This is a genomic window from Streptomyces sp. PSU-S4-23 (assembly GCF_055632315.1).
In genome coordinates this window covers 5,893,166-5,908,787 of the sequence record NZ_JBVMUU010000002.1, presented here as the reverse complement: position 1 = coordinate 5,908,787, position 15,622 = coordinate 5,893,166, and the positions used below count along the sequence as shown (strand labels likewise).

Sequence of the window (15,622 nt, the reverse complement as noted above, 5' to 3'; positions counted from 1 at the left end):
TCTCCGTTCACCGTCCGGCCCCTCCCCCGGCGCTCTGTCCGTCCTGCGTCACCAGGCGCAGCGTGGTGAGCGGATGCCCGTAGTAGTGGAACATGAAGGCGTACAGCAGGCGCAGCACCCGTTTCTGGCCCACCCGGTCGACCTGTCCGTCGTCGTTGCGCGTGGTCGGGATGGCCGTCAGGGGGCCGAAGTCGTCCACCGCCCGGGCCCGGAACGACCGCAGGGTCTCGGCGACGGGCTGCCGGGGGTGCGTGGCCACCTCGTGCACCAGGCGGCGCACCAGCCTGCGTGCCTCGTGGTCTCCGACCTTCCCCGCGGTGACGATGCAGCCGCCCGCCCCCTTGCGCAGGAACAGCTCGGCGAAACCGCGCAGGGCGTACTCCCCCTGGGCCCTGTTGCTCACGAAGCGCCCCGAGTGGCAGGCGTTGAGGCAGACGAGGGAGCGGTCCACGTCCAGCACCCCCATGGGCTGGCCGTTGAACTCGGCCCAGGTGCGGTCGCCGAGCGACAGGCGCGGGACGGTCGGGCCGTAGGTGCCGTGGCAGCCCATGTAGACGAGACCGGTGTGGTCGACGGGTGCGTCGAGCGCCGCGAGGAACGGCGTCATCTCCTTGTGCGACTGGTGGGCGTACCGCGCGAAGACCCGTCCGTCGCCGGCCATGTCCTTGTGGAGGTAGCTGAGCACCCGCCCGTGGCACTCGCCTCTCTCGCGCGGCAGGTCCTGGCCGGCGTCGTGCACGGTGGTCCAGCGGACCAGGACCAGCCGTGCGCCCAGCGGCCCGCCCTCCAGGCCGCGTTCGGTGTCGGCCGGCACCCAGAACAGCTCCCAGGGAAGCTCGTATCCCGTGTCGTCCCAGACCACGAGCCGCAGCGTGTCACCGTGCCGGGCCCGGATCCGGTTGATCCAGCGGGCGAGTTCCGGCTGGTTGCCGGACCAGAGCTGGATGCCCCGCAGAATCTCCGAGGGGTACTCGCCGTCGCCGCTGACGTTGCCGAGGCTGACGGCCGGTGCGACGAGACGGGTGGGGCCGGCCGAGCAGGTCAGGGCGAGCTCGCCGCACCAGCCGTGGAGCGCGTACGCCTCCTGCCCGTCCCCCGACTCGGCCCTCGCCACGCGGAGCACCGCGAAACCCTCGTCGAGGCGGGCCACCGGGCGGGCCTCGCTGCCCCCGAGACCGGAGGGCGGTTCGTGCGAGCGGCGCAGCTGCCCCAGGGAGGCGGGTTCGCGGCGGGCGGCGGGCCTCAGGCCGGGCAGGGCACCGCGACGCATGACGGTGGCTGCCCCGGTCAGCCAGCGGGCGGCGCGCTGCGGGTCACCGTTCACCGGCGGCCCCCTCGTCGGTGGTTCGGGTCCGCTGGACGGGCCGTCCCTCGACGACGCTCCCGCCCAAGGTCTCGGCCAGCGTGAACGGCAGGTCCCCGTAGGGCTCCCGGGCCGCGTCCACGACGGCGACGTGCAGCCTGGTCCGGTCGATGGCGCCGATGCGTGCCGCGGCCTCGAAGGTGTCCTCGACGCCCGTCGCGGCCACCGGGCCGCTCAGCCGGCCGGTGTGGCTGGCCCGCAGCGGGACATTGCCGCGCCCGTCCGTGACGACGACCAGCCATGCCTCCGCCAGGGCGCTCCCGTGCTGCCGGAAGGCACGGCGCAGCGCCTGGGCTGCCTGTTCGATGCCGTGCGCGAGCGGTGTGGCCCGGCCGGCCGGGCGGTAGAGCGCGGCGAGCACCCTGGGGTCGAGAACGCTGCGCACGGCGAAGGACTCGGCCCGCAGTTCGTCCCGGGCCTGAGCGCTGCCGACCTCGACGACCTGGGCCGCGGCCCGCCCGGTGTACGCCCACTGGAGGAACGGCGTGAGCGCGTCCTGCCAGTCCCAGTCGTCGGCCCGGCAGGTGTGGTCCAGGACCAGGACCAGCATGCGTTCGGGGGTGCCGACACGGACGTAGCTGTGCAGGTCGACGGGCGACACCGTGAACCGCCGGTTTCCCCGGACGCGTTGGTGTACGGCGGCCTCCCGCACGGTGCGCACATGGGCCAGGTCGCGCAGGTCCCTCGCCCGCCGGGTCCCCACCGCGACTCCGCGCGCGGAGGCGGCTCCCCGCCTGCGCTGCCAGGGGTTGCGCAAGGGGGCGAAGTCACGCAGCACCTCCGCCTCGTCCTCGGGGTACGGGGTGGCCGGCACCACGGGGGTCCGGCCCTCGCCCGTGCCGATTCCTTCGGGCGGCTCGCTCTCCAGGAGCGGCTCGCCGTCCTCGGGGCGCGGCCGGTCGCCGGGCGGTGCGCCGTCCCCGCGCCGTGGCACGGGGCGGGATGCCGGGCGGGGGTGCTGGGCCAACGGCGAGGGATCCGCCGCACCGGAGTCCCCGTCGCCGGGGTGCGGTGCGTCCGCCGTGGTCAGTCCCATGAGCAGGGCGGCGGCGTCGCAGTGGCGGGCCAGGGCCGCGGGTGCGCCGTCCAGTGCCGCCAGGGTGCGGGCCAGCCTCGCCAGCGCGAGTTCCCTGCGGACGCCGGCGTCCGGCCCGAGGAACTCCGGCATGCGTGTGAGGGCTTCGTCGGTGACCCGGGCGGCCGGAACGCCCCGCGCGGCGGCGGTGCGCCAGCCGGCCGGCAGGGTCGCCAGCAGGTGGTCGGCCGGGGGCAGCCGCAGGGCGGCGGCCGGCAGCCGGACGGCGAACCTGTCCAGCAGGTGCGGGCTGAGCCGTCCCGCGTCGGCCGAACGGCAGGCCGCCAGCCAGCGGGCCCGGGGGCGGGCCACCTGGCGCAGACCGGTGTGCTCGACCACGGCGACGTCCGCGCCGAGGAGCTGGACCGCCGCGCGCATCCCCGCGACGCTCAGCCGGGCCAGGTCGGGGACCACGACCACCGGCGGGGGACCGGGACGGCCGTCCGCCCCGACGAGCGGGCCCGGCTCGATGCGGAACGCGATGCCGTCGGGTTCCCGCCGCAGCCGCGGCCGGACCCAGAGATCCTCGTCACGGGTGGCGGCGCCCAGCATGAGCGGGACCTGCTCGGGCCCGGAGCGGTCCAGGACCCCCGCGCCGGTGACGATCCGGGTGAACAGCTGTGCCACGGAGTCCATGAGCCGGGGATCGAGGTCGAGGAGCAGCACCCCGGACAGGGCGGGTTCGGCCGCTGCGCAGACCAGGGCGCGGGCCAGCCGCCGGGCGAGGTCGTCGGGTTCCTCGGGCGCGCTGGGTTCGGACACGGCGAAGCCCTTCGGCAGATCGGATGCCATGATGCGTGACCGGGCGGGTCAGAGGGGTTCGAAGAGATCCTTGATACGGGCCTGCTCGTCCGGCCCCCAGTCGAAGGTGCCGCCGTGGGCGGTCTCCGGCCGCCGGTGCCGAAGCGCCATGGGCAGCACCCGCCGCAGGTGGACGCGCTCTACCTGGTCCGCGCCTTCCAGTGCGGCGAGGGCCCGGGCCGCCAGCGTGGCCACGATCTCGCCGCGCTGGCCCACGGCGTCCACCCGCTCGGCCGCCTCGGCGCACAACCGGACGACCTCGTCGGGCACACGGACCCGCGGTACACGGTCCCGGGCGGTCTCCAGACGCGTACGCGTCCGGCGGTCCTCCCGAGCGGCCGCGGCGAGCCAGCCGGACTCCTCCCCGGCCAGTTCCTCCTCGAAGTCCAGCACCGTGCGGATCATGCGGTGGCGCGCCTCGACGTCCAGCTGCCCGGCGGTGACCATCAGCCCGAAGCGGTCGAGCAGCTGGGGCCGCAGACCGCCCTCTTCGGGGTTCATGGTGCCGACGAGCCCGAAGGACAGGTGCCTGGCGGTGGCGAGACCTTCACGCTGCACGGACAGCACTCCGGTCGAGACGACGTCGAGGATGATGTTGACGAGGTGGTCGTCCAGCAGATTCACCTCGTCGATGTACAACAGACCCTTCTCGTGGGCGTCCTCCAGGAGGCCCGGCTGGGGACGCGGCTCGCCCCGGATGAGGGCGTCCAGTTCCCAGCCGCCGAGGACGCGGTCGTCGGTGGCGTTGATGGGAAGGGTGACGGGCAGCTCGTCATGGGCCATCAGGGCGAACGCCCGTACGAGGGTGGACTTGGCGGTGCCGCGGGGGCCGGCCATGAGCACGCCTCCGATGCGGGGCACGACATGGTTGAGTTCCAGCGCCAGCTTCAGCTCGTCCTGGCCCACGACACGGCTGTACGGCAGGATGTGCACCTCTCCGGTGGCGCGGCTCACGAGACGGCGCCTTCCGGGCCCGGCGCCGGATCCCCCGGCGCGGCGGCCGTCCGCCACCTGAAGGTGATCTGGAGCTGTGCCTCCGCCCCGCTCTTGACCAGGGCCGCCACACCGGCGTCGACCTTGATGGAGAGCTGCATCTCGATCTCGTCCGGCCGGACGCCCTCCTGGAGCTCCCCGAAACGCCGTACCGCCTGGGCCGCGCAGCGCCGGGCGAGGTCCAGCCCGTCGGTGTAGGCGTCCCGGGCGACCTGGACGACGCGGTGGGCGGCCGTGTCCCTGGTCTCCTCGTCTCCGTACACGAGGTCGAGGCCGTCGGGTGGGGAATCCGGCCCGAGGTCCGCCGCCACCTCGATGGGAATGGGCCCGTCCGCTCCCGCCGGGACGGGCCCCACTAAGATCACCACACGTCCCCCTTGAGTCAACTCCCGTGCGTTGCAGCCATGTTGAGAGACATGGGTCCTTCCCCGGTGCGTCGGGGGTTATGCGCACCGGGCCCGGCTGCGGTTCGGTCAGACCGTCTGGGGTTCGAAGTCCCAGTACGGGCGGTTGCGGGCGCGGGCCGAGACCGTGTGGACATGCTGCGAGCCCAGCGTCGCCGCCAGGTCCGACAGCGCCTCCTGTTCGACCTTCTCGGCCTGCCTCCGGTCCCGCAGCGCCCGGAGATCGGCGGCATGGGCGACGCGCGCGGAGAGCGTCATGGGGTGCGTACGGCCCAGGACCTCGGTCGCCCGCGTGACCGTCGCCCTGCTCAGCTCGGCCGACGACTCGGGGTCACCGACCAGGCTGCGCAGGGCCGAGGCGTTGATGGCGCAGCCCAGGGTCCAGGGATGGCTCTCGCCCACGGCCGCGGTCATGTCGGCCAGGGACTGCTCCATGAGGGCGTGGGCCTGCTCGCGTTCGCCCACACCGCGCAGGACCAGAGCGTGGTTGGCCCGGACACCGGCGACGAAGGGATGCCCATCGCCCAGCATCATCTCGTAACGGGCGACGACGGCCTCGCTGAGCTCACGGGCCTGGTCGATGTCGCCGTTCTCCCGGGCGAAGCAGCTCTGACTGGTGACGAAGATGAGCGTGTTCGGATCGGTTTCGCCGAAGACGCGCTCCGCCCGCTCCAGCACACGGGCCAGGAGCGGGCCCGCCTTCTCACGGTCGCCACCGCGGTAGTGACACAACGCGAGGTTGTGTTGGGCCTTCAGCGTGTAGGGGTTGTTGGACCCCATCACATTGAGAAACTCTCTCACGTTCTTCGCCTGGATCGACTCGGCTGCCGGGTAGCGGCCCAGCAGGCGCAGATCGGTCGCGTAGGCGAACTCCGAATAGAGGGTCCACGGATGGCGTGCCCGCAGCAGAAGACGCCGCGCTTCCATGGTCTGCCTGTCCAGGTCGAGGGCCTCTTCGTAGCGGCCCAGCAGCACCAGTGTGGCGCCGAGGTTGTTCTGGGCGTTGAGGGTGCGTGAATCCTGCTCGCCCAGGAGTTCGCGATACGCCGCCAGGATCCACTGGGACAGTTCGAACGCCTCGTTGTAGCGGCCCAGGCCGCGCAGGTCGGCGGCGAGCCCTCCGGCCGCGCGAAGATGCTCCAGGTCCTGCGGACCGCGCTCCTCTCTCAGGTGATCGACCGCGACGCGTTCGATGGCCTCCGTGCGACCGTATTCGCCGGCCGCGCGCAGCAGGTTGGCGTAGTGGTAGGTCAGCTCCCAGATCCGCGGGTGCGTCTCCCCCAGCAGCGACCGCCAGGTCTCCAGGGCACGTTCACCGAGCTTGATCCCGGCCTGGTACTCGCCCGAGAAGAACATGTAGCGAAGGCAGTTGAAGACCAGACGCTGCACGGTCGGGTCGGTGCTGTTGAGCACCTCCGCGTACTCGAGGTGCGGCACGATCTCCGCGTACGCGGACCACAGCTCCGGGTCCGTCGGCCTGCGCGGGTCCGCTGCCGCCAGCGCCCGGCGCACGACCTCGATGAACTCCTCGCGGTCCTCGTCCGGCATGTCCTTGCGGACGATCTGGTGCACCATGCGGTGCAGGTACAGCGACTCGCCCGAGGCCGCCGTGTCGTCGGAGGTCGTGTCGTGGGACTCCAGGCGGACCACGGAGTACTGGCGCAGCTGGTTGATCGCCTTGTTCCACAGCAGTGGGTCGTTGAGCAGTCCGGCGATCTGTTCGGGCAGTTCGTCGTGCGGCATCTCCTTCAGGAGCCGCACGGGAATGAAGCCGGGCGCGAAGAACGTGCACAGACGCAGCAGGTCCACGGACTCCGGGACCGTCTCACGCAGCTTGTTCAGCAGTATCGACCACGCCGTCTGGAAGGCGAGCGGGAAGTCCGCCGATACCTTGACCACATCCTGGTCGATGCCGCCCTCCAGCAGTCCGATGTACTCCTCGACCGAGAGGTCCGAGTCGTTGAGCCAGCCGGCCGTCTGGTCCAGCAGCAGCGGCAGGTCCTCCAGGGCCTCCGCGAGCTGGTCGGCCTCGGCCTCGGTGAGCCGCGGTGCGCGACGGCGGATGAAGGCCACGGACTCGTAGCGCTCGTAGACGGGCACTTCCAGCAGTCTGCTGTTGTGCTCGCTCCACTCCGGGTTCCGTGAGGTGATCAGTACGTGGCCGGGGCCCGTCGGCACCAGGTCCCAGATCTGGTCCGGCTCGTCCGCGCCGTCCAGGACCAGCAGCCAGCGTGCGAACGGGACACCGCGACGCAGGGAGTCACGGACGGCACGCAGGCGTTCGCCGTACTCCTGACCCGTCTCCAGTCCCAGTTTCGGGGCGAGTTCGGCGAGGAGGCGGCGGTAGCTGACCCTGTTCTCGGCGTTGACCCACCACACCACGTCGTACTCGGAGCCGAACCGGTACACGTACTCGGCGGCGAGTTGTGTCTTGCCCACGCCCGACATGCCGTGCATCGTCACCACGCCCGCGCCCGGCTCGGCGCCCTGGAGGAGGTGGTAGGCGTCGTTCAGCAGGGACTCCCTGCCCGTGAAGCGTGTGTTGCGGCGCGGGACGCCGCCCCAGACCTCCGGCATGGCGGCGGGGAAACGCGGCCCGCGCCGTGCGCCGTTCGCGGATTCGGGCAGCGGGTCGGTCGGCAGGTCCAGCCGGTCGAGCAGGCGCCGCTCGGCCTCGTCGGCACCCATGTTGGTCACGTCCGTCGGGGCGAGCACGGCGGCGGCCGTGGGCACCGGCGCCGTGGTGACCGAGACGGCGGCGAACCGGGCGGGGTCGGGTGCCACGACCGTGCGCAGGGCCGCGTTCCACTCGTCGTGGGTGCGCGGCCCGAGCTGGAAGTACCACTCGCTGACGATGATGAGGATGCGTCCCTCGGAGAGTTTGAGGTCGCGAAGGAGGTCTTCCAGGGGGATCTCGGCCGGGGAGTCCCAGCGCAGATACACGACGCGGAGCCCACGGCGCTCCAGCCGGTCACCGATCCAGGCCGCCCAGGCCCGGTTGAACCCGGCGAAGCTGATCGTGACGGTCTGCCTCGCGGCCCCTTTCTCGGCTGATCCGACCGGCGTACGAGCTCCAGACATGCAGCGGCCTCCCCGTGCGTCATAGTAGAACCTGGGCGCGGTGCCGCATAGGCACGGACTGGTCTGCTCCATACTTGCGCTCCGCGGTTGGCATCCTTTCCCGCGGGCGCGGCGGGCATCACCTGTTCCGGCAACCTCATTCACGCGTCCGGCGCAACCGCCCGTGCCGCTGCAGCCACAGCGTGCGGGCGGCCTTCACGTAGGCGGCCGCACGCGCCGCGTGTCCCCGGGGGGCCGGGAAGGCGGCGATCCGCTCGTACGTGGCGACCATCTGGTCCACGAAGGCGCGCCCCCGGTCGGTCAGGTCGGCCGATGCGACCAGCGTGGGCAGCGCGGCACCCACTTGCTCCTTGTAGCGGGCGTACAGCGCCCATGCGCTCTCCTGTTCGGTCCGGCCGGGGGCGGAACGGGCGCAGCGCTGGAAGTAGTCCGCCAGGGCCAGATGCGAGTACGTGCCCTGCAGCAGGCCGTCGTAGGGGCGTGGGTCGGGGCGCCATGGAGCGAAATACCGCTCCTCCGGGCCCGCGTAATGCAGGGTCACCATCTCCGCGAGCGCCGCGAGTTTGGTGTGCTGGATCTCGTGGACCAGGGTCGCGGCGAAGGCGGGCGGCGTCGGAGGGGGACTGCTGAGCACGGCGCCGAACGCTTCACGCCTGGTGGCGCTGCAGTACCCGACGCCGTCGCTGCCCGCGGGCGAGGCGGGCGGCGCGGCCAGCGGCACCAGGCACCGAAGCAGGCCGGCGGTCTCCATGACCCGCTGTTCTCCGCCCAGCAGCAGGGCCCCGGCGGTTCCCGTCCACGCCTGCACCCACCGCTTGCGTTCCCCGTCGTCCGGTGTCGCCGCCGGGCTCATCTCCCGGTAGCGCGGCCCGCCGGGCACGGTGCGGTACGGATCGGTGTCGTCCAGGGGCATCGGCGCGCTGCCCGGCACCAGGCCGGGCAGCGCGTACGCGGGCGTCCAGGAGGGGGCCCCCGACCAGGCGCCGATGCCGCCTTCCAGGTGGACCACGACGTCGGCGCCGCCCCGCTGGCACAGCGTCAGGTGACCGCGCCGGTGGCGGACCTCGACCGGGGCGTCCCCGGACTCCACCGTGTGCAGCGCCCCCAGGGACGGCAGGGTGAGCACCCCGCCGCGCGCCGTCAGCCGCACCGTGAAGGAGATCCCGGCGCGGGCCGCGGCCGCCGCCGCGAGTGCGCTCAGGTGGGCGAGGTCGCGCCGCAGTTCCCGTGTGCGCTCCCGCGTCGGCGGCTCCGTCTCCGTGTCCAGGCCGCGCAGGCAGCGTGCGGCCCAGGGGCCGACCAGCGGATGCAGGAGCCGTGCGCGAGCGGGCGAGCGATGGCGGGTGTCCGCGGGCCCGCCGGGGAGATCCGCGGGGCCGGGCGCGGAAAACCGCCCGCCCCCGGCGCCCACGCCCATGCCCTCGCCCGCGCCCCCGGTCGTGCTCCCGGTCGTGCTCCGGGTCGCGCCCCCGGCCGTGCTCCCGGTCGTGCTCCGGGTCGTGCTCCGGGTCGCGCCCCCGGTCGTGCTCCCGTGCGGCCCCGGCCCGTCGCTCTCCCGGGGCCCCGCCCGGTCCGCCTCGGCCAGCAGCGCCCAGTCCTCCACCACCCGCCGCCGAGCCGCGGCCGGGCACAGTGCCGTGTCCGCCCCGTCGACGGCGTCGAGAACGGCGCGCAGCATCAGCAGCCGCCGGGTGTCCTGGTCGCGTACCAGGAGCGCCAGCGTGTCGGGGCCGCCTTCGGTGCGGCCGAGTTCGGCGAGGGCCCGGTCGGGGACCGCCGGAAGTATCACGGGGTGCTCCCTTCCCATGGGGCGGGCGCCCGGGGTGCCGGCACTGCCTGGCCGGCGAGCCGCTTCGCCACATGGCGGATGAGTCGTTGCAGGTCGGCGCAGTACACGGAGGGATTCACGAAGCCGTGTCCGGCACGGTAGCGGTGGGCGTAGTGGCCGCCACCGCAGACGGTGAGCAAGGGGCAGGCCCGGCATTGTGCCGCCAGCGCGGCGGCGCCCGCCTGCCGGGCCGCCACGCCGGGATGGCGCAGGGCCTCGTCGAAGCCGTGCCGGAAGACGTCCAGGCCCGTCTCCGCGGCCCCCGCGTACGCCGACTTGAGGGAGTCGACCTGTTCGATGGACCCGTCCGTCTCGATCACCACCGCGTCGAAGGGCGCGAGGCCCAGTGACTCCGTGGCGGCGGGCAGTCCCAGCAGCAGCGCGAGGCATTCCTCGAAGAGCCGGACCCGGGTCTCCCGTCGCCCCGCCCCCCACCAGCGGTCGAAGACGGCGCACAGCCAGTCGCCGTAGGGGGTGCCGGTGCCGTCCAGGTGTGGTGGCGGGGCCGACCAGTTCCCGTGCGGCAGCAGCAGGTCCAGGGCCGGCGGACGCAGGGCGAGCAGGGAGCCGTAGGTCTCCAGCGGGTCGAGTGCCGGGTCGACCACCGTGAGGATTCCGGCGTACGACTGCGGGAACCGGTCCGCGACCAGGCGCGCCCCGCGCGAGGCGGCCGGCCAGGAGGGGCGGCCGGACCGGTCCACGCGTCGTGCGTTGTGGGCGGCGAGTCCCCCGTCGAGACTGATGCCGACACGGATGCCGTGCCGGGCGAGCGCGGACATGCGCCTCCCCGTGAGGAGGGTGGCGTTGGTCTGCACGGTCGGGTGGACGGCGCAGCCGGCCGGGACCCGGTCGCGTACGAGGCCGGTGAAGCGGCCCAGCGTGTCCGCGCCCGCCAGGAGCGGTTCACCGCCGTGCAGGACCAGGGACACCGCCGTCAGGCCGTGGCCGCGGGCGTGTTCGGCGATGCGGTGCGCGGTGCGGTCGAGGACGTCGGCCGTGGCGGCGGCGGGCCGGTCGCGCCAGCCGTGGTCGGGGCCTTCGTACAGGTAGCAGTACCGGCAGGCGAGGTTGCAGCGGCCGTGCACCTTCACGATGAACTGCCGGAAGGGGAAGGGCCCTTCGGGGATCCGCCCGGGAGCGGCCTGTGGCGACACTCCAGCACCCCCATGCCGTACGGCTCGCGCTCCGGTGGTACGACCACCGCGGCACGGCCCCCACCCGTAGGGGAGCACATGCCTGCCCAAGGGGGAACACAAACGGGCGGCGTTCGAAGTTGACCGGTTGAGCAATGAATTCGACCGAAAGTGATATCCCTGGCCTACGGTCCTGTCGGCTCAGAAGGCGTTGTTGAACCCCCACAGCATCTCGCTCGGCTGTGCCGCCCGCTCCCGCAGGTCGGCCAGCACCTCGCGCAGCACCGGATGCCGCATCGTCCTCAGCTCCTCGAGGTCCAGCCCCAGCAGGTCCGGCAGCGGCTCCCCGGCCCGGTCCGGACCCACCCCGGAAGCGGCCTCATCCCGTACGCCCATCCCACATCCCTCTCTCCCGAATCCGCCCCGCTACTCCAGCTCCGCCAGCCGCTGAGCCGTCTGCCGTGCCGTCGGCTCGCCCCTGGTCACGCTGCCGTCCGGCAGCCTCGACCACTCCGCCCGGGCGGCCCGGTACGCCTCACGGGCGGCACGTGGACGCATCGCCGCCTCGTAGGACATACCCCGCCAGTGGTGCGCCTGCGCGCCCAGTTCCACGGCCTCCTGACGACGGCGGTCCGTTTCCGCCTCCTGCTCCGCCTCACGGGCCGCCTCGGCGGCGGCCCGGAACGCGTCGACGGCCTCGTCCAGGCGCGAGGGGCGCCCCAGGCTCTGGTACGCCTCGAACCGGACCTGGCCGGCCTCCAGCCGGCAGCGGGCCGCCAGGAGCGGATCGTCCGCCTCCGCCGCGGCGAGTCCGAAGAGGTGTTCGGCCTCGCGCAGGTCGACCCGGTCCCCCCGGGCCCGGTAGCGCAGCATCAGTGCCCGGCCCAGCAGCAGCAGGCGGTGCGCCAGGTGCGGGCTGCCGGCCGGGGTCTCCGTGCGGCACTCCCGCAGCACCCGGATCGCCCGGAACAACGGCTCCTGCGAGCGGGGGCCCGTCTCCAGCACCGCCCTGCGCAGCAGCACCTCGCCCCACTCGGCGAGCACATCGGCGTGCGCGGGCGCGTCCCGCGACATGCGCCGGGCCGCCTGCGCGAACCGGTCCGCCGCCGCCTGGAGTTCACGCGGGTCGCCCGTCTCGGCATAGCGGGCCTCGCTGATGCGTCCGGCGCGCACCAGAAGGGCGGCGCGCAGGCCCTGCTCCCTGGTCAGGGCCAGCCCCTCGTCCACGCGCGCCTGGGCGTCGTCCAGGACGCCTCCCGACCGCAGCAGCGCGTCGACCAGGTCGAGGAGCACGCGGACCCGGTCACGCGCGCTCTCCGCGGATGCCCCGGGGTGCGCCTCCCCGGCGGTCTCCAGTGCGTTCCGCAGCGACTGCGCCCCCTGTTCCGCGTACAGGCGGGCCTGCTCGGGGTCCACGGTGGCGCCGGACAGGCGCAGCAGGATCCGGCCGTGGGCGAGCGGCAGTTCGGGCGGCCGGTGCCGCCGGTCGGGCCAGACGTCGGCGAAAGCCTCCAGCATGCCGACCGCCCCCTGCAGCAGCGCGCTGTCGCCGCCGAGACGCCACTGCGACTCCAGCGCGCCCACACGCTCCAGAGTGAGCTTCAGGGCCTCCTTCTCGTCCAGGCCGGGAGCCGCACAGGCCACGGCGTACTCGCGGTCGGCGCGCCTCAGCAGTTCCAGTGCGCCGCGCTGGTCGCCGTGGCGCCTGCGGTCGGTGGCGGCGGCACGCAGCACCCGTGCGAGCACGGCCCGCTCGCGCAGCGCACGGGGGTGCGCCACGGCCCGGTCCGCGGCCGCCTCGGCCTCCCGGAGCAGTTCCGCGCCGCCCAGCACCTCCCACAGCCTGAGCACGCAGTGCGCGTACTCGCCCCACAGTTCCGGATCGGCGCCGGCGGCCTGCTCGTGCTCCGTGGCACCCCGCAGCAACTGCACGGCGTCGATGAGGTCCTGCACCATGCCCTCCTCGTCGAACCGCTCGACCAGGGAGCGGGCCCGCGCGACCGCGGCATGCGTGCGCTGCTCCGTGCCGGGGTCCGCGCCGTCCCGGCGGCCGTAGAGGGCGAACTGCCGGGGCAGGGGCATGAAGCGCTCCAGGACGCGCGCGGCGACCTCGGCGAAGGGCTGCGGGACGAGGGTGGCGCCGCCGTTGTCCCCGTTGTCCCCGTTGTCCCCCGGGTAGCCGGCACCGGGCGCGTGGGGGTGCCCCTGGCCTCCGTCGCCCAGTTGCGCCAGGGCGAGGGCCGGGAAGTTGGGGCCGCCCTTGCCGAAGCGCTGCTCGATGTACTCCGAGCAGTACTTGAGGACCAGGATGGCCTCGTCCCGGCCCAGCGGTGACAGCAGTGACTCCTGGACACCGGGCGCGAACTCGAACCACTGGAGGCCGTCGCTCCCGTAGTCCTCCCTGGCGCGCGACACCAGGCCGCTCAGCAGGACCTCGGCGAGTTCGGAGGGCCCGGAGTCGGGCAGCATGGTCCGCTGCACCAGCTGCATCACCGGCAGGCACAGCGGCGCCGCGGCGAGGTAGCCGGCGAGCCTGCCCGCGGCCGGGGATGCCGTGGAGCGGAACCGGCTGACCAGTTCGAGGGCGGACGGGCGGCGGCCGGGGCGCGCGGCGGGCGCGGGCGGCTGGTCGGCGCGTACCCAGCCGACGGCGCCGGCCACCGGGCCCGCGCCCGCCCCGGACAGCAGCCGCGCCCAGGAGCCGAGGGCGACCGGGTCGGGCGGCAGCACCGGTACCGGGACGGCACCGCGCCGGGCCTCGGGGGACGGACCGGCCGTGGTGCGCACCCGGAGCGCGGCGGCGCCGCCCAGGGTCTCGCCACGGGTCAGCTCCCCGTAGGTGACCGGAAGCCGGGTGCGGCTCCACATGCGCTGCGGCAGCGGCTGCAGCACGGCCGCGGGGGCCTGCCGGGACAGATGGTGCAGGAGCCGGTGGGCGTGGCCGCTGCGCCACAAGGGGCCCGCGCAGTCGCTGACGAGCAGGGTGATGCGGCGTCCCGTCGGATCGCTCAGCCGGTCGGCGGAGTGCAGCGGGGCGGTGTGGGGCTCGGGACGGCGGCTGACGGCCGGCCGTCCGTCGGGGCCCTGGTGCAGATGGCTCACCTGGATGTCCCAGAAGGCTCCCAACTGCGCGAAGACCTGCTCCAGTTCGGCGAACATCCGGTCCCACACCCGCATCGACGACGAGGCGTCCATCACGAGTTGGAGGCGTGCGTCGGCCCGGGTCACGGCGACGAAGACGGGCAGCACCAGTCCCCCGGCCCGGGCGCTCAGCTCCGCCGTCGCCGTCTCGTCGAGCACCGACCTGAGCGGGGGCGCGGCGCTCCGGTACCCCTGCAACGGCCGTAATGCGCGCTGGAGTTCGAGTGGCGCGGGGAGCGCGGGGGCGACGGGCACCCCGACCGGCAGCGCCGCCGCCCTGCCCTGCCCCCCGGGCCCCTCCCCGCCGTGCTGCGGCACGGGGTACAGGGCGACACGCCGGTCGCCCTCCGCCTCGTTCGGCAAGGGCTCCGGAGGGGACGGCTCGGTGGGGGACGGGTCGGCCGCCGGGGTGCCGGACGCAGGCAGCCCGCCCCGGAGTTCGGGCGGCACGGCGGGCGGGACCTGCTGCCGCGGTTCGTCCTCCCCGGTCCCCCGGGACGGGGCGGGACGCGTCCAGTGGGCCAGCCACAGGGCGTCGCACAGGTCCTCGGCGCCCGGGTCGAGCCCGATCTCCCGCAGCCGGACCACGAGTTCGGCGATCGGGTCGCGGCCGGGCGGGAGGGGGCCGGGCGGGACCGGGCCGCCGGGACCGGTTCCTTCGCCGGGGTGGGCAGGGCCGGGACCCTCGCCGGGGAGGCCGGGACCGTGGCGCGCCGTCGCGTCGGGCATCAGCGCGTCACCTCGGGCGGTCGAGTCGCTGGATGAGCAGGTCGGCCAGGCGGTCGCGGCTCGGCGGAGCGGCCGCGTCGGTGAGGTAGATGGCGTTCAGCAACTGGTCGGCCGCGAGGAGTTCGCTGCGCGACCGCTCCAGGAAACGGGTGATCAGATCGTCGCCCGCGCGGGCGGCCTCGTCGCCCAGATGCGCGCGGACGAACGTGGCGAGCCTCGTGTGGTCGGGCCGGTCCAACTGGAGGTGGATGCACCGGCGCATCAGCGGGGCGGGGAAGTCGCGTTCCCCGTTGCTCGTCAGGACCACGAAGGGGAACGCCCGGCAGCGCACCCTTCCGTCGCGCACGCGCACCTTGGTGCCGTCGGCGGTCAGCACCTCGGCCTCGCCGTCCGGCAGCCGGTCGGCGATGCGTTCGAGCTCGGGTATCGGGAACTCGCCCTCCTCCAGCACGTTGAGCAGATCGTTGGGCAGGTCGATGTCGCTCTTGTCGAGTTCGTCGATGAGCAGCACCCGGGGCGTGCCGGAGGGCAGCAGAGCGGTACCGAGCGGACCGAGCCGGATGTAGCTGCCGATGCTCTCCACCGCGCCGGGCGCGCCGGCCGCGTTGCCGTATCCACCCTGAGCCGCGATCTGGACGTCCTGCAACCGGGCGATGGCATCGTAGTGGTACAGACCGTCCTGGAGCGTGGAGCGGCTGACGATGGACCAGCGCAGTACGTTGCCCAGGCCCAGTTCGTAGGCGACCGAGTGGGCCAGGGTGCTCTTGCCCGCACCGGGGCTGCCGGTGACGAGCAGCGGGCGGCGCAGGTACAGGGCCGCGTTGATCATCTCCAGTTCCTCGGCACCGGGCCGGTGCAGCTCGGCTAGATGCCGGTACGCGCCCAGCCTGCGGTCCTCGGACCCGTCGCCGCCGCCCGGCGCCGCGTCACGGCCCGTGAAGTCCCGCCACGGCGGAGGGGCGGGCAGCCGCTCGATCCCGTCGTGGGGTTCGCCGGCGCCTCGGTAGATGAGCCACTCGCTGGATTCGGTCATGATCCGGTCCTCGTCGTCACTCGTCCGCCAGGGCAGCCGTC

General features: G+C 73.8%; 10 protein-coding genes. All 10 read right to left on the bottom strand.

All coding sequences use genetic code 11. The features are described from left to right. Window positions 1-7: 7 nt before the first annotated feature. The gene (locus ACZ79I_RS27095) at window positions 8-1,324 is read right to left on the bottom strand and encodes a CHAT domain-containing protein (protein ID WP_471500273.1); all 1,317 of its coding nucleotides are present in this window, start codon (window positions 1,322-1,324) and stop codon (window positions 8-10) included. Then, on the bottom strand, window positions 1,314-3,230 hold the full coding sequence (locus ACZ79I_RS27090) for a magnesium chelatase (RefSeq protein ID WP_471500271.1): 1,917 nt from the start codon (window positions 3,228-3,230) through the stop codon (window positions 1,314-1,316). Before ACZ79I_RS27090 ends, ACZ79I_RS27095 begins: the two co-directional genes overlap by 11 nt. 18 nt (window positions 3,231-3,248) lie before the next feature. Next, on the bottom strand, window positions 3,249-4,193 hold the full coding sequence (locus ACZ79I_RS27085) for an AAA family ATPase (protein WP_471500269.1): 945 nt from the start codon (window positions 4,191-4,193) through the stop codon (window positions 3,249-3,251). After that, the gene (locus tag ACZ79I_RS27080; RefSeq protein WP_471500267.1) at window positions 4,190-4,600 is read right to left on the bottom strand and encodes a CU044_2847 family protein; all 411 of its coding nucleotides are present in this window, start codon (window positions 4,598-4,600) and stop codon (window positions 4,190-4,192) included. The genes ACZ79I_RS27085 and ACZ79I_RS27080 overlap by 4 nt, the downstream gene beginning before the upstream one ends. 105 nt (window positions 4,601-4,705) lie before the next feature. After that, window positions 4,706-7,717, bottom strand: coding sequence for an FxSxx-COOH system tetratricopeptide repeat protein (gene fxsT, locus ACZ79I_RS27075; protein WP_471500265.1), 3,012 nt, complete (start codon window positions 7,715-7,717; stop codon window positions 4,706-4,708). 136 nt (window positions 7,718-7,853) lie between these two features. Then, complete coding sequence (locus ACZ79I_RS27070; protein WP_471500263.1) at window positions 7,854-9,506, bottom strand: aKG-HExxH-type peptide beta-hydroxylase; 1,653 nt, start codon at window positions 9,504-9,506, stop codon at window positions 7,854-7,856. Then, window positions 9,503-10,699 carry an FxsB family cyclophane-forming radical SAM/SPASM peptide maturase gene (locus tag ACZ79I_RS27065; protein ID WP_471500261.1) on the bottom strand — a complete coding sequence of 399 codons (1,197 nt, stop codon included), beginning with the start codon at window positions 10,697-10,699 and terminating at the stop codon, window positions 9,503-9,505. The genes ACZ79I_RS27070 and ACZ79I_RS27065 overlap by 4 nt, the downstream gene beginning before the upstream one ends. Window positions 10,700-10,879: 180 nt before the next feature. Beyond that, window positions 10,880-11,074, bottom strand: a complete 195-nt coding sequence (fxsA, locus tag ACZ79I_RS27060; protein ID WP_471500259.1) for an FxSxx-COOH cyclophane-containing RiPP peptide — start codon at window positions 11,072-11,074, stop codon at window positions 10,880-10,882. A 30-nt stretch (window positions 11,075-11,104) separates the two neighbouring features. Next, window positions 11,105-14,548: an SAV_2336 N-terminal domain-related protein gene (locus ACZ79I_RS27055; protein ID WP_471500257.1), complete on the bottom strand. Its 3,444-nt coding sequence runs from the start codon at window positions 14,546-14,548 to the stop codon at window positions 11,105-11,107. Between the two features lie 7 nt (window positions 14,549-14,555). Continuing rightward, window positions 14,556-15,581: an AAA family ATPase gene (locus ACZ79I_RS27050; RefSeq protein ID WP_471500255.1), complete on the bottom strand. Its 1,026-nt coding sequence runs from the start codon at window positions 15,579-15,581 to the stop codon at window positions 14,556-14,558. Window positions 15,582-15,622: the final 41 nt, after the last annotated feature.